The following is a 17,101-nucleotide window of genomic DNA, read 5'->3' on the forward strand; positions in this document are numbered from 1 at the left end:
AGAGGGCGGAGGCGGATTCCGCCGCGGACCGCCGCTCAGAGAGGCCTCGACCGCGGCGCCACGCTGCCACGGGCGGGCCCCAGGCTCATGCCTCCTCGAGCGCTTCCCCGAAGTCCCGCAGAAGGCGCAGGTGCCGTTGACGGGAGAGCAGATGCCCCACGCCGATCGCAGCGGCGACCGGCCACTCCAGGATTCCGACGGCGGCCAAGGTCGCCAGCCCACCGATCCAGGCGAGCGAGTCGGCGGCGGGCAGCCGAACGGTGCCCAGGCCCGGAATCTCGACCCTGACCGAGTTGTCCTGCACGTTCCTCTCGATCGCGCGCAACAGCTCGCCGTGGCCGACCCGGATGGCAGGTGAATCGGCGGCGGCCCCGGCCGCCCGCGGTTCCTGCGCTGCGCCGGCCGGTGTGGCGGTCGTGGACATGGCGGTCCTCCTCGTCGAGACCGCGGGCGGACCCGGTGGGATGGTGAAGGCCGATCCTGCCGCCGTCGGACGTCCGGGACATCGTCCACTCCAGGTGAGGTGGTGGTCGGGGCAGCAGGCAGTTCCAGGCCCGGAGAGGGCGGATCCGTGCCCCCGGCAGGGTGGCCTGCTGGGGGGCTTGGGCGCCGGCGGGCGGAGCACCCGGCCTCGTCGGAGCACTTCGGGACGGGAGACCTATGGCCCTGTCGCCCACCTGCCCTGCGTTCGACGCTGCCGGGGAACGCGGGCTGCAGAGCGAAGTGGAGAGGGTCATGGTCGAGCAGACGAGCGCCGGCGGGACGACCGGTGCCGCGGGCGGGCACGACGGTGGCCGGCTGAGTGGCGGCGTGATCGCGACACTCGTCGGCGTAGGGCTACTCCTGGTCTTCATGATCCAGAACACGGCGCCGATCACCCTGCGCTTCCTCTTCTGGAGCTGGTCCTGGCCGCTGTGGTTGTTCACCCTGCTCACCGCTCTGCTGGGAGCGTTGGTGTGGTTCGGCCTCGGTGTCCTGCGCCGCCACCGGCGCCGAGCGGATCGCCGGGCGGGCCGCTGAGGTACGGCCGGGACGTGACGCCACCGCCTCAGCCGGCGTCGGCCTCGACGATCTCCTCTGATCTCGCTCAGCGGCTGCAGGTCGACCTGCGGCCCCGCGGCGAGGGTCCGCAGGCGAGGTGCTCGTAGGCAGGAAAGCGCCCTGGCCGGCAGCCGTCGGCGACTCCTTCAGCCGCGTGCCTCCTGCGGTCGGTAGACCGACAGGGCCCAGATGACGGCGATGTCCAGCGCGATCAGCAGTATCGACCACCACGGGGAGTAGGGCAGGAACAGGAAGTTCGCGATCAGGTTCAGGCTCGCCACCAGGATGCCGATGGCGCGGGCCCAGAGCTGCCCGACGATCACTCCGCAGCCCGCGGCGGCGACCAGCACGCCGAGGATCAGATGGATCCACCCCGAGGTGGTCAGGTCGAGGGCGTAGACATGGCCCTGCACGTCGAGGGCTCCGACCAGGGGGATGTAGCTCGCGGCGCCGCGTCCGCGGAGCGAGCGGCGTCACCGTGATCGTGCTGCGGCAGCCGCTCGCCTGCGTGTGGTGTGGAGGTGGGACCGAAGTGCACGTCGGTGGTCGGTCCCGCGGGATCACCGGGCCGGCGTCGTGCGGCCCGGAGGGGGCAGCGGCAGTCGCAGGACGATCTCGCCGTCGTCGTCGATCTCACCGGTCGGCTCGAAGCCGAACCTCCGGTAGAACGGACCCGGGTTGCCCGGTCCGGTCTCGTAGCTGGTCAGCAGTTCGTCGGCGCCTTCTGCCCGCACGAGGTCGGCGATCTGGGTGAGCACCTCGCGGCCGATCCCGCGGCCCTGATGGTGCCGGTCGATGAGCAAGCGCCACAGGAAGAAGCGCCCGTAGGGCCCACCGTCCGGTGGGTTCCACGAGAGCATGACGAAGCCGACGGGCTCGTCACCGACGTACACGGCCCGAGCCCAGGGGTGCGCCTCCGGCTCCGCGGCCGCGTCCTCGAGCGACTCGGCGACGGAGGCGACGAACCGTCGCTGCTTGCGCCGCACGCGGAGGGCGCGCACGGCCTTTCGGTTGTCATCGGTGATCTCCCGCAACTGCACGTGTGGGGACGTCACACCGCACCCCCTTCTGAGCCGGCGGCTCACGCTCGACGGGTCCGCGCCGGGTGGTCGTTGCGGGCAATGGTCACCTGCCCGGGGGGGGGCGACGCCGGGCACGAGGTGTCGATGATGCGCCGCGTGGCTTCGGCGTCCCCCTCGAGGGACAGGGTCGGGTTCTGCACGACCGCGACGGTGTGGCTGACCTGTGTGAGCAGGTCGGAGACCTGCTGCCAACCGGACCCGTCCACGAACCCCTCATGAACGAGAACGACGTGCTTCCGAGCGCCTGCATCCACTTCGACAACCCCTTCTCCACGGGGCTCCCTGGTCCAGGCCGGGACGTGGCCGGATGCCGCGAGGAGCAGCGTGTGGCGATTCCGGTAGCTCGGATATCGCGCGAGCATCTCGTCGATCACTTCCTGGGGAGGGTCGGCCCTGCTGATGACGTGGTCGAAGTCGGCTCGGCGTTGGTCGAGGCTGTCGAACCCATGGCTCGCTCCCGCCGTCGTGAGGCCTGAAGGCCCCGCGGCCCGTACGGAACGTCCCGAGCGGCGACCAATCCTCCGGCGCTGGTTCGCGATGGCATCGCCCGACACAGGTGAACCGCTCGGCCGAGGTGCTGATCTGCGCCTGTCCGTGGTCGCGTCGGCTTCGGGAAGGGCGGGCCCGGCACCTCGCCCTGTGACGGCGGCGGAGTGTCCATCGAAGGGTTCGTCGGCGGCACCTCCCGCCATTCCCGGTCGCGAGACAGCGTCACATGCCCGATGTCAGGTTCGGGGGCCGCAGTCGCGCGACGACATCTTCTGTTTGGTCAGGGTTCACGTCACAGTCGGCCTGGGCAGGACGCACGGGTCGATGCAATGCCACGGGTCGATGTGATGCTCGGTCAGGCGAGGTGACAGTCGTGGCGGGTAGGACTAGGCAGGCGGAGAAGGGCCCGCTCGAGGCTGCCTTCGGGCACGTCGTTGCTGTTCTTCGGTGGTCTCGCGGTGACGGCAGTGGCCGGGGTGATCGAGTGGCCCGTCGCGGTGGCCATCGGGGTCGGCAGCGCGCTGGCGAGTGGAGGTGGGGCGGACGTGACCCCTCGCGAGGCGCAGGAGTCGCCGGTGCGGGCGGAGACCGGTGATCCGACCGACGCCGGCACCGGAAGGGGCGCAGCGTCCTGACAGAAGCGTTCTGATGCGGTTCGACGGTCCCGTCGGGGCCGGAGACCTCCGACGTGGCGCGTTCACAGAGGGGCCACGCGACTGCTTCCTGCCGGCGCGCCGGCCTGTCGAGGACGGACCCGCCGATGATCGTGCAGCCGAAGGACGCAGGCGACAACGACCGCCGCTGTTGAGCGCCTGAGAAGGCAGGGACGGAGACGAACGGCGACGCCCGCCGGGAATCACCCAGGGAGGGGCACGTAGTGGCGGTAGCGCCAGGCTCCGGTGACGTCCGGGAGCTCCTCGACGCGTCTGTACACCGCGCCGCTACCGGAGCTCGAGTCCGTCCAGAACAGGCTGGGGAGCGGGATGGACATGTAGCCGTACCGGACGACCTGCCCGCGAGCCGGGCCGTCCTCGAACCGAACGTTCACCGCCATGTACTGAGTGTGCGCACGCCCGAGGCGGCAAAGCTACGCAAACCTGGCCGAGTCGACAGGCTGCCCGCCCGCTCCTGCACGAGGCCCGGGAGGCCGCGAAGCGGTTGCGCTCTGTCCTGGAGGCCGCCGAACCCGACGGCTTCGCCAAGTAGGCGACGCGGCTGTGCAGGCGGGTCAAGGACGGCAGTCGACCCTCGGGGACCATCACGACGCCGCGTCGCGCGCCCACCGTCACGCCGGCAGCAGGATCCGCAGGCCGGGCATGGCCGCTGCGATCAGCAGGGCCATCGTCAAAAAGGGCCCCGAGCATCGAGCACTCCGGCGATCATCGGCGACGCGCGGCTCGAGTGCGCCCGCACCAGCGGTGCTGGATCTCGTGGGCACCGAGCACGTCGTGCGGCTCGCGGTCGCCCGGCCCGCGGTCACCGGACTCCGCCGTGCGGATCAGCATCCGGGCGCGACGAGTGAGTCCGCGGCGCACGAGCGGACGAGCCGGACTCGGTCTCGCGCTGCACGGGTGGGCTGGGACCCGACCACCCGTCGACGATACGGGTGGCCGACGGTGCACCAGTGGCGCCGGCCCGGGCGGTGGGGGTCCAGCTGCCGGTGCGCGTACGCGATGAGGTCGAGTACCCGGCTCGAGCTCGACGAACACCGGCTCCAGGTCCGCATGGGCGCTCGGCGAGCCGGATCGGCTGGTGGAGCTGACCGAGGCCGCCGACCCGCGGGCTGTAGTGGGTCTCCAGGGAGTCGATGCCCTCGAGCCGCAGCTGCGCCCCGCCGTGGTGTTGGTGCGCACGGCGATCCCGGCCTCGGTGAACGCGGCGGGATCGTCGGGGTGGAAGCGGGCGGAGTCCCCGTCCGGGGCGGCGCCGACGATCCGGAAACCGCCCTTGATCAGCGTCAGTGGCACGGGTTCACGCTCCTCCGATCCAGCGGGCCGGGCGAGCCCGAGCCCGGCTCGGCGAAGAGTCGCCCCCGCAGGCGTCGGGTCGGGGAACGGGTCCTTCGAGCGGGTGAACAGCGTGCCACGACGATCACGGCACCCCGTGCCGCTGGGCCGATGGGCAGCGAGCAGGACGAGGGCGAGACCGCCATCCGGAGCAGCGGGGCGAGTCGTCACGGGCTGTTCATCGACTCGTCCCACGTCCGGCCGCCCACGGTGGTGACCGTGCGGGAGAACCGGAGGAGTGGAACGTGTACTGACTCCGGGGGAGACGCGGGCCGAGGCGGCTGCGATGTTGCTGGGCCGGCTCGAGGATCTCGTCGTCGCCTACGCCTCGGTGTCCGCCGACGAGCGGCAGGACGTGCTGAGCAGGGACGCGGACCGGATCACCGGTGAGGTCGCCCGGTATCTGCAGGCGGCGCGGCACCAGATCACCGCATCGCCGCACCGCTGAGGACGGGGACGTCGGGTCGGCTTCCGGATCACCGGAGCCCCGAGCGGAGCCAACGCAGCTGCTGGGCGTCGACGGCCTCGTACTCCGGGGGCAGCAGGTAGATCGTGCGCGGTCAGATTCCGAGCGCCTTGCCGAGGACCTCGTGGACGTAGGTGTTGGCGCCCGGCGAACGCGTGGGTGCCGGGGGCTTCAGTTGATCCGCTGGCGCCAGGCTCGGGCGACGGTTGCCGCGGCGTCGGCTGCGGACACGGTCAGTCGGATCTGGGCTCCCAGATCTCGCTCCCACTGTGCCTGGTCCGGCACCGTTGCGTAGTCGTGGGGACCGGGACGGTGATTGGTCGGCCCGAGACGTGCGTAGAGCCCGGCGGCTTCGACATCGAGGTGACCGTTCCACGAGTCGTCCCGTGAGTCGTCGTGGCCACGTGGATCCGCTACCTGGTCTGGTTCGGGTGGCTTGTGTGCACTTGCTCCAGGAACACCGTGTGCTCGTGGACGTAGTACCAGATGCGTGCCGTGCCGCTTGCCGTTGGCTTGTGCTGCCAGCGCTCGTAGGTCTCGCCGTCGCGTCGGATCGTGGCGAGGTCGCCCTTGAGCGGGTAGGTCCTCGGTGTCTTGGTCAGAGGTGTACGGGTGAGGAGATTTCACGTATCGGCCATGGAGTTGCGGATGGTCGCGACGAGGTCTCGCCACCCCTTCTGTGCGTCTGTGGTGGCGTATCGGATCTCGTACTCGATCTTCTTCGGTGGGCGAGGGACCAGCCCGCCCCTCCTGGCTGCCGACACGATCAGGGACGCTCCACGGTTTCGGCAGCTTCGTCGTCGTCGAGCCATTGGGGCTCGGCGCGCCCGAGGCCGGCGGCGATGGCCGTGGCTGTCTCCTTCCAGGAGGTGAGTTCGGCGATCGCCAGGTGTGGCTGGTCGGTGGAGAAGGACGCGCGTGCGGCGTCGACGAGGTTCTGCGCGCAGGTGTCCCGGTCCGCCGGTGAGAGCGCGAGCATCCACGGGTACACCTTGGCCATCCGCTCGGCGAGTGAGCCGCTGTCGTCGAGGGCGACGGTGATGAGCTGTGCGGCGAACTGCAGCAGACGCGCGCGACCGTCGGCCTCGCGCTGGGACATGAGTACCAGTGACTCGCCGTCGCGGCGCGTCACGGTGACGGGGTGGTCCTCGGCCTCGGCGAAGACTTCGGCCGAGTGCTTGCTCAGGTCTGAGGAGCGCCGCGTGGCGGTAGGGAGGTCTGCTGCGGTAGCCACTGCCTCAGGATATTCGGAACGCGTTCGGAAGTCCACTGCGATCAGCTTGCTCGCAGAGGCGCAGGACGCCCCTCCGGTGGACCCAAGCGGTCGGTCAGGGGTGGGGTGGGGTGAGCCGCCGAACTGGGCGGGCGGATCCCCGGCCCGATCGACGATCTGGTGTTGCCCGCGGACCCGCGGATGTCGGGGCCGCCGAACATCCCTGCGGGTGCGTCGGTACGGGTGCTCACCCAGCAGGGAGGGTCCCTCGGGGGCCAGCAGACTCGCTCCCATCCCGCTCCCACACTCGGGAACAAGATCGACCGCACCCATGCCGACCTGCGCCCCCGGCAGGATTCGAACCTGCGACACCCGCTTTAGGAGAGCGGTGCTCTATCCCCTGAGCTACGAGGGCCTGGCGGAAGCCTACCGTGCGGCCCTCGCCGTTCCCGTTGCCGTCGGCCTCGGGGGCCGGCGCGACTCGACCGCTCGCGACGAGGCGAGGGCGAGCGGACCGGGAGGCCGGTGCACGGCCGAGGCGCCTGCGCGGGTGACCCGTCGAACACCCGGTCCGGCGCGTTCGAGGCCTAGGCTGGTAGTTCGGCATTCGAGGTGCGTAAGGGGGTTGCCGTGCGGTCGGTGCGTGTCGCGCTGCTCGCGCTGGCATTGGGGGCGTTCGCCCTCGGCACGGGCGAGTTCACCGTCATGGGGCTGCTCCCCGAGGTGGCCGGCGACCTGCAGGTGTCGATCCCGGAGGCCGGGCATCTCGTCTCGGCGTACGCGATCGGGGTGGTGGTCGGGGCGCCGCTGCTGATCGCGGCCGCGACCCGGTTGCCGCGCCGCCGGGCGCTGATCGTGCTGATCGGCCTGTACGGAGTGGCGCACCTGCTGTCCGCAGTCGCCCCGGGCTACCACCTCGTGATGCTCGGACGGTTCCTGTCCGGCCTGCCGCACGGCGCGTACTTCGGCATCGCGGCGATCGTCGCGGGCTCGCTCGCCGCGCCGGACCGCCGAGCCCGCGCCATGGCGATGATGTTCGCGGGCCTGACCGTCGCGAACATCGTCGGCGTCCCGCTCTCGACCTTGCTCGGCCAGCTGGTCGGCTGGCGGTGGACCTTCGCGACGGTCGGGGTGATCGGGCTGGCCGCGGCGGTCCTCATCCGGTGCGTGGTGCCCGACGTCCGGCCCGAGGGTGGGCGGCCCCGGCTCGCGGACGAACTGCGCGCGCTCACCCGGCGCCCGGTCTGGCTGACGCTGCTCATCGCGGTCCTCGGCGGGGCGACGCTCTTCGCCAGCTACAGCTATGTCGCCCCCATGCTCACCGACGTGGCGGGCTATCCGGCCGCCGCGATCACGCTGCTGCTCGCGATGTTCGGCGTGGGGATGACCGTGGGCAACGCCCTCGGCGCGCGGCTCGCCGACATCGACCCGATGCGGGCGATCCGCGGCGTGCTGGCCGCCGACGCGGTCGTCGCGCTGGCGCTCGTCCCGGCCATGCGCCACCCGGTCAGCGCGGCGATCGTGCTCTTCCTGTTCGCCGTCACGACCTTCTCGCTGATCCCCTCCGCCCAGCTGCGGATCATCGACGGCGCCGCGGGCGCCCCGCACATGGCCGCGGGCTCGATGCACGCCGCGTTCAACCTGGCCAACGCGCTCGGCGCGTGGCTGGGTGGGGTGGCCATTGCGCTGGGCTTCGGCCTGACCTCGCCCAACGTCGTCGCCGCGCTGCTCGCGCTGGCGGGCTTCGGCGTCGCGACGGTGTCGGCGGTCGTCGAGCGGCGCAGCGCGCGGCGGGAGCCGGTCGCCGCCTGAGGGTCGCGCCCCGCGCCGGCGGCCGTGCGGTCGTCGCACCGGACGAGCCTCACGAAGCCCTCTCAGACGCCTCTCAGAACGCCGCGCGAGACTGGCGACCATGCGAATTCTCGTCGTCGACGACGACCGTGCGGTGCGCGAGTCGCTGCGCCGCTCACTGGCCTTCAACGGCTACCAGGTCGATCTCGCGAGCGACGGGCTGGCCGCGCTCGAGGCCGTCGACGCGCAGCGTCCCGACGCGATGGTGCTCGACGTGATGATGCCGCGGCTGGACGGCCTCGAGGTCTGCCGGCGCATGCGCGCGGCCGGCGACGAGCTGCCGATCCTGGTGCTGACCGCGCGCGACGCGGTGTCCGACCGGGTCGCGGGTCTCGACGCGGGGGCCGACGACTACCTGCCGAAGCCCTTCGCCCTGGAGGAGCTGCTGGCCCGGCTGCGCGCCCTGCTGCGCCGCCGGACCGTCGACGACATCGCCGCCGCCGCGGGCCAGTCGCCGGTGCTCGAGTTCGCCGACCTCTCGCTGGACCCGGAAACCCGCGAGGTCCGCCGCGGCGAGCGGTCGATCAGCCTGACCCGCACCGAGTTCTCCCTGCTGGAGCTGCTGCTCTCGCACCCGCGCCGGGTGCTGACCCGCGCCCAGATCCTCGAGCAGGTCTGGGGCTACGACTTTCCGACCACGGGCAACGCGCTCGAGGTCTACATCGGTTACCTGCGGCGCAAGACCGAGGCCGAGGGCGAGTCGAGGTTGATCCACACCGTCCGTGGCGTCGGCTACGTGCTGCGCGAGACGCCGCCGTGAGCGACGGCGTGTCCTGGCCGTCGGCCCGGGAACGGCTCGACCGGGTCAGCCTGCGCGCCCGGATCGGGATCCTGGCGGCAGCGGTGGCAGCCGGCGCCGTCGTGCTGGTGTCGCTGGCCGCGTTCTTCATCGTGCGGCAGAGCATCCTCGAGACCCTGGACGACAACCTCTACCAACGCGCTGCTGCGGCGGCGCAGAGCGAGCTCGCCAAGCCCGAGCTGATCTCGACGATCCCGCCGGAGGTCCTGGGCGCCGGGGACATCCGCGTCGCCCTGCTCTACGCCTCGGGCTTCGCCCAGTCCGCCGAGGGCCCGGCCTCCGCACCGCCGCTGAGCGACGCCGAGCTCGACGTCGCGCGCGGCGAGGAGGAGGAGTCGGTCCGGACGGCGGCCGGCTACCGGGTCGTCGCGGTCGATGCCGGCGAGGGCCGGGCGCTCGTGATCGCGCAGAAGCTCGACTCCACCCAGACCGTGCTCTCCCAGCTGGCCACGGCGCTGCCGGTGATCGGCGGTATCGGCGTGGTGCTGGCCGCCTTCGCCGGCGTGGCGGTGGCCCGGGCGGGCCTGCGGCCGGTACAGCGGCTCACGGCTGCGGCCGAGCGGGTCACGGCGACGGGGGAGCTGCGCCCGATCCCGGTGAGCGGCTCCGACGAGCTGGCCCGCCTCACCCAGAGCTTCAACGAGATGCTCGGTGCGCTGGCGGCGTCGCAGGAGCAGCAACGCCGGCTCGTCGCCGATGCCGGCCACGAGCTCCGCACCCCGCTGACCTCGCTGCGGACGAACCTCGAGCTGCTCGCCGCGGCCTCGGAGCCCGGGGCTCCGGTCCTGCCGGCCGAGGACCGCAAGGAGATGCTCGCCGACGTCCGGGCGCAGGTCGAGGAGCTCACCCAGCTGATCGGTGACCTCACCGAGCTGGCCCGGGAGGACAGGGCGGCCGTCACCCGCGAGCCGGTGGAGCTGACCGACGTCGTCGAGCGCGCGCTCGAGCGGGTCCGGCGGCGGGCCGGAGACATCGGCTTCGACGTCACGCTGGTGCCGTGGACGCTGATCGGCGACGCCACCGCGCTGGAGCGGGCGGTGCTGAACCTGCTGGACAACGCCGTCAAGTGGAGTCCGCCGACGGGTACCGTGCGGCTGCGGATGGTGCCCCTCGACGACTGGACGATGGTCGTCGAGGTCGCCGACTCGGGCCCCGGGATCGCCGAGGCCGATCTGCCGCACGTCTTCGAGCGCTTCTACCGGGCCGACACGTCCCGCACGATGCCGGGCTCCGGGCTCGGGCTGGCGATCGTGCGGCAGGTGGCGGTGCGGCACGGCGGCGCGGCCTGGGCGGGCCGGGCCCCCGAGGGCGGGGCGCTGCTCGCGTTGCGGCTGCCCGGACGCCGCGGGGACGTCCTGCCCCCGGAGGAGCACGCAGCCGGGAGGGCCTGATGTGCTGGCCGGGGAGCCGCTCGGCTCCCGGTCGCACGCAGGCGGAGAACGCGCGGGCGGCTCAGCCCTGGACGGTCCCGGCGAACCACCGCGTCCACTCCGCGGCCTTCGCTCGCGCGTCGACCCCGGGCGTGTAGTCGTGGTCCCCGACGGCGACCGGCATCCCGAGCAGCGACCGCTCGTGGAAGCGGACCAGCGAGTCGGCGGTCCGGACGCCGAGGTGGTGGTCGGTGCGCTTGTCGACCACTCCCGGCACGCCGAGGACCTCGACCACGTCGCCTTCCGCGGGGTCGCCGAGGGCGGCGAGGATGCGCTTCCACGCGTCGGGCACGTTCGGCGCCTCGGCCTCGACGTACACCGCAGGGCGGCCGGGGAAGTGCCGGACGTACTCGCCGAGGGTGAAGAGGTACAGGTCCCAGCCGAAGCCGGTCATCGTCTCGAACTCGTCGCCCCAGTCGTCCTCGGCCATGCCACTGTGGACGAACCGGAGCACCGTGCTGCCGCCGTCGCGCGCCTCGAGGACGTACTCGATCGCCTGGGTCCCGAAGCGCTGCTCCAGCCGGCGCGGGGCGTCCTCGTCGATCTCCGCGCCGGACTCCGCGGGATCGGGGCCGGCCATGAACCAGCCCGCCTGGCCCTCGGGCGTCGCGATCGCGCGCCAGACCTCCTCGGGGCTCGCGGACAGGACCACCTCGCGGCGGATCTCGAACGGGCGGCTCACGGCGGCTCCTCGGCATCGGGATCGGTGTCGGGCAGGGCGGGATGGAGGGCGACGACGACGCGGTGCGGGCGTCCCCCGGGCGCGGCGGCGTCGTGGTAGCGGGCGACCAGCGAGCTGACGGCCTCGCCGAGCTCGCGGGCGAACGCCGCGCGGTCGGCGGCGGTGGCGAACCGGATCTCGCCGTCGATGGCGAACGTGGCGACGCGCTTGCGCCCGGCGCGGGTGACGAGCGTGCCGACCTCGCGGAGCAGCCGCGCGGCCAGGGCGAGCAGCCACTGCGCGGAGAGCCGGTCCGGCTCGCGCCCCGGGTCGGGCGCGACCAGCGCCCAGGCCTGCGGGGACACGACGTAGGCGCTCGCGGTGGCCCGCAGCACCCGCTCGGTCATGTTCCCCTTGCGTCGCTCCTCGACGAGCTCGACGAGGCCGTGCGTCTCCAGCGCCCGGAGGTGATAGTTCACCTTCTGCCTGGTCAAGCCGAGTTCGGCGGCGAGCGAGGTGGCCGAACCGGGCTCCCGCAACGCACGCAGCAGCCGGGCGCGGACGGGGTCCAGGGCGATCGCGGCGGTCGCCCCCTCCTGGATCACCGCGGTCCGGTTCGGCACCGCCGTACGGTGACACCGAAAACAAATGTTGTCAAGGAAGGAAGAGTTGTCGGGCTCGCCGGGGATGGTCGCTCCGGTCCCGCCTACCCTGTCGCCCCGCGGCCACGGACGCGCCGACGGAGCGAGGAGCACGGAACCGGATGACCGACGACGAGCGCTCCGGCCACGGGGCCGGCGGCGGGCGGCACTCCGCCGCGCGCACGCCCGACGAGAACGCCGGCGGGAGCGCGGTCCCCCCGCCCGCCCCGGGCGATCCGGGGGAGCCGACGCCGCCCCAGGGGTTGCCGGCGATCGACCCGCTGACCGACACCGGACGGCACGCGCTGATCGAGCCGGGCGAGGTCGCCCCACCGCCCTCCGGCCCGGCCCCCGTCGAGGCGGCGGGGCCGGTCGGGGATCCGCCCGTCGTCGTCGAGCCGTCCGCCGGTCCGGCGCCCCGGGCGTCGCAGGCCGACGCCGCACCTCCCGCTCCCCGGTCGCGGGCCGCACGCCTGCGGCGGTACGTCCCGCTGGCGGCCGCGGCCGTCGTGCTGGCGCTCCTCGCCGGACTGGCCGGGGGCTGGATCGGCTGGACGCTCGCCGGGCGGAGCGTGTCCGACGGCGCGCTCGCCCGGCCCCTGCCCCGGGCGGATCCGGCCTCGGCGCAGCTCACCCCGGTCGAGGCGGTGGCCGAGAAGGTGCTGCCGAGCGTCGTGCTGTTCAAGGTCGAGGGCGGCGGGCCCGGCGAGGACGAGGGCTCCGGCATCGTGCTGAGCCCGGACGGCCTCGTGCTCACCAACGACCACGTGGTCTCGGCCGCGGCGGCGGGCGGCACGATCACCGCCCTGCTGCCGGACGGTCGCGCCTTCACCGGCCGGATCACCGGCCGGGACTCCGGCTCCGACCTCGCCCTCGTCCGCCTCGACGGGGCGGCCGGGCTCGCCCCGGCCGAGCTGGGGAACTCGGACTCGCTGCGGGTCGGGCAGCAGGTCGTGGCGATCGGCGCGCCGCTCGGCCTCGACGGCACCGTGACCACCGGCATCGTCAGCGCGCTCGACCGGGCGGTCAGCGTCGGCGGCGACCAGGGCGGGCAGGCGACCGTCCTCAACGCGGTCCAGCACGACGCCCCGATCAACCCGGGCAACTCCGGGGGCCCGCTGCTGGACCTGCAGGGCCGCGTGGTCGGGGTCAACTCGGCGATCGCCAGCACCGCGGGCAACCAGGGCGGGTCGATCGGTGTCGGGTTCTCCATCCCGGTCAACCAGGCACGGCGCGTCGCCGACGAGCTGAACCGCACCGGCCGCGCCACCCGTGCGGTCCTGGGCGTCACGGTGACCGGCGTCGGACAGCCCGCGAGCGGCGGTGCCGTCGTCGGGCAGGTCACCCCGGGCGGCCCCGCCGCTGCGGCCGGGATCCACCCCGGGGACGTCGTGCTCCGCGTCGCCGACCGGCCCATCGCCGACGGCGACGAGCTGGTGGCCGCGATCCGCGACCACGAGCCCGGTGAGCAGGTCGGACTCACGCTCGCAGACCGTGAGGTCACCGTCACCCTGGCGGGCGAGCCGAGCTAGGTACCGCCGGGGGAGTGGTGAGTGTCAACCGGCGCAGATCCGGTCCGGGAGCGGCACGGAGACCGCATCTCGGGTCATGATGGTGGTGTCCGTGTCGTGGTGCCCCGCGACGCGGTCACAGGGCCCGCGTCGGTGCCGGCACCCCCTCCCAGCGCCGGCGCGGTCCCGCCGTCCCCGACGCCACCGGACCCGCCACCCGAGGCGCCCGCTGGTGCCGGGCCCACTACGGTGAGCACATGGAGATGGCGACCCCGCAGCTCGGCCGTGCCCTCGTGGTGATCGTGGACGACCGGGTCAGCCATGGCGAGACCCAGGACCGCACCGGCCCGCTCGTCGCGGAGCTGCTCGAGGAGGCCGGCTTCGTGGTCGACGGCGCGGTGACCGTCCCGGGCGAGGCCGTCGCGATCCGCAACGCGCTGAACACCGCCGTGATCGGCGGCGTCGACCTCGTGATCACCGTCGGTGGCACCGGGGTGTCGCCGCGTGACGTCACCGCTGACGCCACCGCGGGCGTGCTCGACCGCCCGATCCCGGGCATCGCCGAGGCGCTGCGGGCCTCCGGGCTCGCCGCCGGCGCCGTCGATGCCGGGCTGTCCCGCGGGCTGGTCGGCATCTCCGGCAGCACCCTCGTGGTGAACCTGGCCTCCTCGCGGGCGGCGGTGCGGGACGGCATGGCCACGCTCTCGCCGCTGGTCACGCACGTGATCAGCGAGCTGTCGAGCCTCGACGCCTGAGCGCCTCCCCGGAAGGCGCCTCCCCGGAAGGCGCCTCCCCGGAAGGCGCCTCCCGGGGGGCGCCTCCCGGGGACGAGTGGTCAGACGGACGGGGTTGTGCCGCTGCCCGGCTTGGGTCCGGGGGTCTCCGGGTCGGCGGCGTCCGGCGTCGGGGCGGGCGTCGTGCTCGGCCCGGCCGTCGAGCTCGGTCCCGCCGCCGTGCTCGGCCCCGTGGTCGCCGTGGGCGTCGGCGAGGGCGTGGTCGTCGGGGTCGTCGGCCCCGGGGTCGCGGTCGGCCCGGCCGCCGTGGACCCGTCGCCCGGGGCGGAGTGCTTGAGGGCGTCGCCGACCCTGCCCTTCACCGAGCCGATCTTGTCGCTGTACTTGTGGCCGGTGGCGTCGTCGACCTTCTGTGCCGCCTTCTCCACCAACGGCCCGGCCTTCTCCCGCGCCTGGTCGGCGTAGGGGCCGGCCTTCTCCTTGGCCTTCGCGACGTACGGCGCTGCCTTCTCGGCCGCCTTGTCGAGGTACGGCCCGGCCTTCTCCTGCGCCTGGTGCAGGTACGGCTTGGCCTTGTCGAGCAGTTCCTTGGTCTTGTCCTGCCAGTCCATGGGTCTCCCCTCGCTGTTCGCCACCCGGTCATCCGGCGTCCACGGCCCATGGTGGCACCGACCCGGTCCGCTGTTGGGCTGGCAGCATGGGGGAATGGCAGAACTGCCGGATCGGGTGCGTCGCCGGCTCGCGGAGGTCTTCGGCGACACGATGCCCGACGTGACCCGGGACGAGCTCGACGACCCGCGCCCGGCGGACCGGGAGCGGGACGAGGAGTGGTACCGGGCCAACCGTCCGCCGCACCACGAACGGGAGAGGTAGCCGCTCGCGTTCCTGGTGGACCGTGCGACCCCGCTCGGCCGGTCAGGCCTGGTGGCGGCCGTTGCTGCTGGAGTTGGCCTGGGTCTTGAGCAGATCGCGGATCTCGGCGAGCAGTTCGACGTCCGTCGGCTCCGCGGGACCCGGCTCCTCACCCCGCTTGCGGCGGCCCCTGATCGACTGGATCGGCAGCACGAAGACGAAGTAGACGATCGCCGCCACGATCAGGAAGTTGATCGCCGCCGCGATGACCTCGGAAAAGTTGATCAAGGTGCTGGGCTTGTCGGCCTGCAGCTGGATGCCGAGCGCCGGCACGTCCGGCGGCGTGATGGCGTTGAGCAGCGGCTGGATGATGCTGCCGGTGAACGCCGTGACGATCGCGGTGAAGGCGGCGCCGATGACCACCGCGACCGCGAGGTCGACGACGTTGCCGCGCAGGATGAAGTCCTTGAAGCCCTTGAGCACGGTTCCCCTCCGGTGACCGACGGATCCTGGTGCGTGATCACTACCGTCAGCGGAGGGTAACGGCGACCTGATCGGTGAGCGAGGCGGCCGCCACCCGCGCGGCGAGCGCGCGCGGCAACGCGACCAGGGCCGAACGGCCGCGGGGGCTGCTCCCGGCGGAGGTCCCGCCTGGCTCCAGCACGGTCAGGACCACCGCGGAGTCGGCCAGCACGGTCGGTTCGCCGCCCTCGGGTGCGGCTGCGACGACGTCGACCCGGACACCGGGGGTGAGCAACGCGACCACGTCGGGGTCGGCGAGGCGGACCGGCACGGCCGCCGCGTCGGGGATGCCCGTGGCGGCCGCGGCCAACAGGTTCCCGGCCAGCCGGAGATCGGTGACCGGTTCGCCGGCGCGCAGGGCGCCGGCCAGGACGCGGCCCTCCGCCGCGGCCGCGTCGACGGCACCGGCGGGCACGAGCTCGACCGGCCAGGTCGTGACGGTCAGGTCCGCCGGGGCGACGACGCTCCCGGGCGCCAGGTCACGGGCGGCCACCACGACCTCGGCACCCTGGCCGTCCGCGGGCGAGAGGGCGAGCACGACGGCGACGGCCCCGAGCGCTCCCGCGAGACAGCGGCGCACGAGCACGGCCCGTCGCCAGCCGGCCCGGCCGAGGAACGCGGCCACCGCCTCGACCGGACCGGACGAACCGGTGGGGCCGCGGGTGGGCCCGCCCGCCGTGCCGTTCCGGGTGCGTCGCTCTGCCATGGCCGCGACGCTAGGCCGGGAGCCTCCCGGCCCCCGGCCTGATCGCGGATCTGTGGATGAACGGGGCGGGGTGTGGACAACGTCCGCCCCGCGGGGGTCAGGAGGCGGCCGCGGCGGGGGCGCTGGTGGACGATGTGCCGGAGTCGGACTTCGCCGGACCCGATCCCGAGTCCGACTTCGCCGACGAGGACTCCGCGGAGGAGCTCGACCCGTCCGCGGAGTTCGAGGAGCTCACGCTGCTCGACCCGGACCGGCTGTCGGTCCGGTAGAAGCCACTGCCCTTGAACACGATCCCGACCGAGGAGAAGACCTTGCGCAGCGGGCCGGCGCAGACCGGGCACGTGGTGAGCGCGTCGTCCGAGAAGGACTGCACGGCCTCGAACCGGTGGTCGCAAGCGGTACAGGCGTACTGGTAGGTCGGCACGTGATCCTCCGGAAACTGGCACTCAGTCTGAGTGAGTGCCAATATAACCCGTCAGGGCCGCCCGTTGTTCCCCGTCGCCACCGTTCCGGGAGTCGGCAGCACCACACCCGTGACCGGGCGGTCGTGCGGATCGGCGGGCACCTCGTCGAGCAGCTCGCCGTCGTGCAGCAGCGCCACCACCGGCACGCCCGGGGGCACGGCGCCGAGCGTGCGGTCGTAGTAGCCGCCGCCCCGGCCCAACCGGCGCCCGCTGCGGTCCACGGCGAGCGCCGGCACGAGGACCAGCACCGCCGTGCGCACGGCGGCCGGCCCGAGCCGCGGTGTGACGGGCTCGCGCAGCCCGAGGGGGCCGGGGCCGAGGGAGCCGGGACCGGTGTACGCGGCCCAGTCGAGCGGCCCGGGTCGCGGCGGGACCACCGGCAGCAGCACGGAGCGGCCCGCCGCGCGCAGCCCGTCGAGCACCGCGACCGAGCCCGGTTCGGTGCCGACCGGCAGGTACGCACACACCGGACCGTCGCGCAGCTCCTGCGCCAGCTCCAGCACGTGGCCGCGCAGCTCCTCCGCCGCGGTGGCGCGCTGCCGCGCGGTGAGCGCCCGCCGCGCGCCCAGCACCCGGGTCCGCAGCACGTGCTTTTCCTGCTCCGCCACCCGGCCACGCTAGCGGCGCCGATAG

23 protein-coding genes and 1 tRNA gene are annotated in these 17,101 nt (G+C 73.4%); 10 read left to right on the top strand and 14 right to left on the bottom strand.

The window, feature by feature from the left end; translation table 11 throughout:
- Positions 1–85: 85 nt before the first annotated feature.
- Positions 86–424, bottom strand: coding sequence for a hypothetical protein (locus tag ACL02T_RS24910; RefSeq protein ID WP_412833185.1), 339 nt, complete (start codon positions 422–424; stop codon positions 86–88).
- Positions 425–735: 311 nt separating this feature from the next.
- Between ACL02T_RS24910 and ACL02T_RS24915 the strand changes: the two genes are divergently transcribed.
- The gene (locus tag ACL02T_RS24915; protein ID WP_412833186.1) at positions 736–1,020 is read left to right on the top strand and encodes a lipopolysaccharide assembly protein LapA domain-containing protein; all 285 of its coding nucleotides are present in this window, start codon (positions 736–738) and stop codon (positions 1,018–1,020) included.
- A 167-nt stretch (positions 1,021–1,187) separates the two neighbouring features.
- Here the strand turns inward: ACL02T_RS24915 and ACL02T_RS24920 are convergent, their stop codons facing one another.
- The 3 genes from ACL02T_RS24920 to ACL02T_RS24930 all read right to left on the bottom strand — a co-directional run bounded on the left by ACL02T_RS24920 (position 1,188) and on the right by ACL02T_RS24930 (position 2,329).
- Positions 1,188–1,454: a DUF7144 family membrane protein gene (locus ACL02T_RS24920; protein ID WP_412833187.1), complete on the bottom strand. Its 267-nt coding sequence runs from the start codon at positions 1,452–1,454 to the stop codon at positions 1,188–1,190.
- 147 nt (positions 1,455–1,601) lie between these two features.
- Positions 1,602–2,096 carry a GNAT family N-acetyltransferase gene (locus ACL02T_RS24925; RefSeq protein ID WP_412833188.1) on the bottom strand — a complete coding sequence of 165 codons (495 nt, stop codon included), beginning with the start codon at positions 2,094–2,096 and terminating at the stop codon, positions 1,602–1,604.
- A 26-nt stretch (positions 2,097–2,122) separates the two neighbouring features.
- Positions 2,123–2,329: a hypothetical protein gene (locus ACL02T_RS24930; RefSeq protein ID WP_412833189.1), complete on the bottom strand. Its 207-nt coding sequence runs from the start codon at positions 2,327–2,329 to the stop codon at positions 2,123–2,125.
- Positions 2,330–2,338: 9 nt separating this feature from the next.
- Between ACL02T_RS24930 and ACL02T_RS24935 the strand changes: the two genes are divergently transcribed.
- Entirely contained in the window at positions 2,339–2,599 is a 261-nt protein-coding gene (locus tag ACL02T_RS24935) for a hypothetical protein (RefSeq protein WP_412833190.1), read from the top strand.
- A 471-nt stretch (positions 2,600–3,070) separates the two neighbouring features.
- Positions 3,071–3,247 (top strand): hypothetical protein, encoded by a 177-nt coding sequence (locus ACL02T_RS24940; RefSeq protein ID WP_412833191.1) that lies wholly within the window; start codon positions 3,071–3,073, stop codon positions 3,245–3,247.
- Between the two features lie 221 nt (positions 3,248–3,468).
- Here ACL02T_RS24940 and ACL02T_RS24945 read toward each other — a convergent pair whose 3' ends face one another.
- Positions 3,469–3,666: a hypothetical protein gene (locus ACL02T_RS24945; protein WP_412833192.1), complete on the bottom strand. Its 198-nt coding sequence runs from the start codon at positions 3,664–3,666 to the stop codon at positions 3,469–3,471.
- Between the two features lie 1,190 nt (positions 3,667–4,856).
- Between ACL02T_RS24945 and ACL02T_RS24950 the strand changes: the two genes are divergently transcribed.
- The gene (locus ACL02T_RS24950) at positions 4,857–5,066 is read left to right on the top strand and encodes a hypothetical protein (RefSeq protein WP_412833193.1); all 210 of its coding nucleotides are present in this window, start codon (positions 4,857–4,859) and stop codon (positions 5,064–5,066) included.
- A gap of 784 nt (positions 5,067–5,850) precedes the next feature.
- On the opposite strand, the gene ACL02T_RS24955 is transcribed toward ACL02T_RS24950, so the two are convergent.
- Together ACL02T_RS24955 and ACL02T_RS24960 are read right to left on the bottom strand one after the other, a co-directional pair.
- Positions 5,851–6,354: a prevent-host-death protein gene (locus ACL02T_RS24955; protein WP_412833194.1), complete on the bottom strand. Its 504-nt coding sequence runs from the start codon at positions 6,352–6,354 to the stop codon at positions 5,851–5,853.
- Positions 6,355–6,639: 285 nt separating this feature from the next.
- A tRNA-Arg gene (locus ACL02T_RS24960) sits at positions 6,640–6,712 on the bottom strand.
- Between the two features lie 215 nt (positions 6,713–6,927).
- On the opposite strand from ACL02T_RS24960, the gene ACL02T_RS24965 reads away from it, so the two are divergent.
- The 3 genes from ACL02T_RS24965 to ACL02T_RS24975 all read left to right on the top strand — a co-directional run bounded on the left by ACL02T_RS24965 (position 6,928) and on the right by ACL02T_RS24975 (position 10,338).
- On the top strand, positions 6,928–8,109 hold the full coding sequence (locus ACL02T_RS24965; protein ID WP_412833195.1) for an MFS transporter: 1,182 nt from the start codon (positions 6,928–6,930) through the stop codon (positions 8,107–8,109).
- 100 nt (positions 8,110–8,209) lie between these two features.
- Positions 8,210–8,908, top strand: a complete 699-nt coding sequence (locus tag ACL02T_RS24970) for a response regulator transcription factor (protein ID WP_412833196.1) — start codon at positions 8,210–8,212, stop codon at positions 8,906–8,908.
- Complete coding sequence (locus tag ACL02T_RS24975; RefSeq protein WP_412833197.1) at positions 8,905–10,338, top strand: sensor histidine kinase; 1,434 nt, start codon at positions 8,905–8,907, stop codon at positions 10,336–10,338. The genes ACL02T_RS24970 and ACL02T_RS24975 overlap by 4 nt, the downstream gene beginning before the upstream one ends.
- Positions 10,339–10,399: 61 nt before the next feature.
- Here ACL02T_RS24975 and ACL02T_RS24980 read toward each other — a convergent pair whose 3' ends face one another.
- Positions 10,400–11,059 carry an SRPBCC family protein gene (locus ACL02T_RS24980; protein WP_412833198.1) on the bottom strand — a complete coding sequence of 220 codons (660 nt, stop codon included), beginning with the start codon at positions 11,057–11,059 and terminating at the stop codon, positions 10,400–10,402.
- The gene (locus tag ACL02T_RS24985) at positions 11,056–11,661 is read right to left on the bottom strand and encodes an ArsR/SmtB family transcription factor (protein ID WP_412833199.1); all 606 of its coding nucleotides are present in this window, start codon (positions 11,659–11,661) and stop codon (positions 11,056–11,058) included. The genes ACL02T_RS24980 and ACL02T_RS24985 overlap by 4 nt, the downstream gene beginning before the upstream one ends.
- Positions 11,662–11,801: 140 nt before the next feature.
- On the opposite strand from ACL02T_RS24985, the gene ACL02T_RS24990 reads away from it, so the two are divergent.
- Together ACL02T_RS24990 and ACL02T_RS24995 are read left to right on the top strand one after the other, a co-directional pair.
- A complete protein-coding gene (locus ACL02T_RS24990; protein WP_412833200.1) occupies positions 11,802–13,211 on the top strand; it encodes a S1C family serine protease in 1,410 nt (469 codons plus the stop codon).
- 242 nt (positions 13,212–13,453) lie between these two features.
- On the top strand, positions 13,454–13,945 hold the full coding sequence (locus ACL02T_RS24995) for a MogA/MoaB family molybdenum cofactor biosynthesis protein (RefSeq protein WP_372463029.1): 492 nt from the start codon (positions 13,454–13,456) through the stop codon (positions 13,943–13,945).
- Between the two features lie 80 nt (positions 13,946–14,025).
- Here the strand turns inward: ACL02T_RS24995 and ACL02T_RS25000 are convergent, their stop codons facing one another.
- Positions 14,026–14,535 (bottom strand): Rv0909 family putative TA system antitoxin, encoded by a 510-nt coding sequence (locus tag ACL02T_RS25000; RefSeq protein WP_412833201.1) that lies wholly within the window; start codon positions 14,533–14,535, stop codon positions 14,026–14,028.
- 94 nt (positions 14,536–14,629) lie between these two features.
- Between ACL02T_RS25000 and ACL02T_RS25005 the strand changes: the two genes are divergently transcribed.
- Positions 14,630–14,797, top strand: coding sequence for a hypothetical protein (locus tag ACL02T_RS25005; protein ID WP_412833202.1), 168 nt, complete (start codon positions 14,630–14,632; stop codon positions 14,795–14,797).
- 42 nt (positions 14,798–14,839) lie between these two features.
- On the opposite strand, the gene mscL is transcribed toward ACL02T_RS25005, so the two are convergent.
- The 4 genes from mscL to ACL02T_RS25025 all read right to left on the bottom strand — a co-directional run bounded on the left by mscL (position 14,840) and on the right by ACL02T_RS25025 (position 17,076).
- The gene (mscL, locus tag ACL02T_RS25010) at positions 14,840–15,259 is read right to left on the bottom strand and encodes a large conductance mechanosensitive channel protein MscL (RefSeq protein WP_412833203.1); all 420 of its coding nucleotides are present in this window, start codon (positions 15,257–15,259) and stop codon (positions 14,840–14,842) included.
- Positions 15,260–15,305: 46 nt separating this feature from the next.
- Positions 15,306–16,004 carry an SAF domain-containing protein gene (locus ACL02T_RS25015; protein ID WP_412833204.1) on the bottom strand — a complete coding sequence of 233 codons (699 nt, stop codon included), beginning with the start codon at positions 16,002–16,004 and terminating at the stop codon, positions 15,306–15,308.
- A gap of 97 nt (positions 16,005–16,101) precedes the next feature.
- Positions 16,102–16,428 (bottom strand): FmdB family zinc ribbon protein, encoded by a 327-nt coding sequence (locus tag ACL02T_RS25020; RefSeq protein ID WP_412833205.1) that lies wholly within the window; start codon positions 16,426–16,428, stop codon positions 16,102–16,104.
- A gap of 51 nt (positions 16,429–16,479) precedes the next feature.
- On the bottom strand, positions 16,480–17,076 hold the full coding sequence (locus ACL02T_RS25025; RefSeq protein WP_412833206.1) for a 5-formyltetrahydrofolate cyclo-ligase: 597 nt from the start codon (positions 17,074–17,076) through the stop codon (positions 16,480–16,482).
- Positions 17,077–17,101: the final 25 nt, after the last annotated feature.

The sequence above is a fragment of the Pseudonocardia oceanicola genome, from assembly GCF_047200735.1.
Taxonomy (GTDB): domain Bacteria; phylum Actinomycetota; class Actinomycetes; order Mycobacteriales; family Pseudonocardiaceae; genus Pseudonocardia.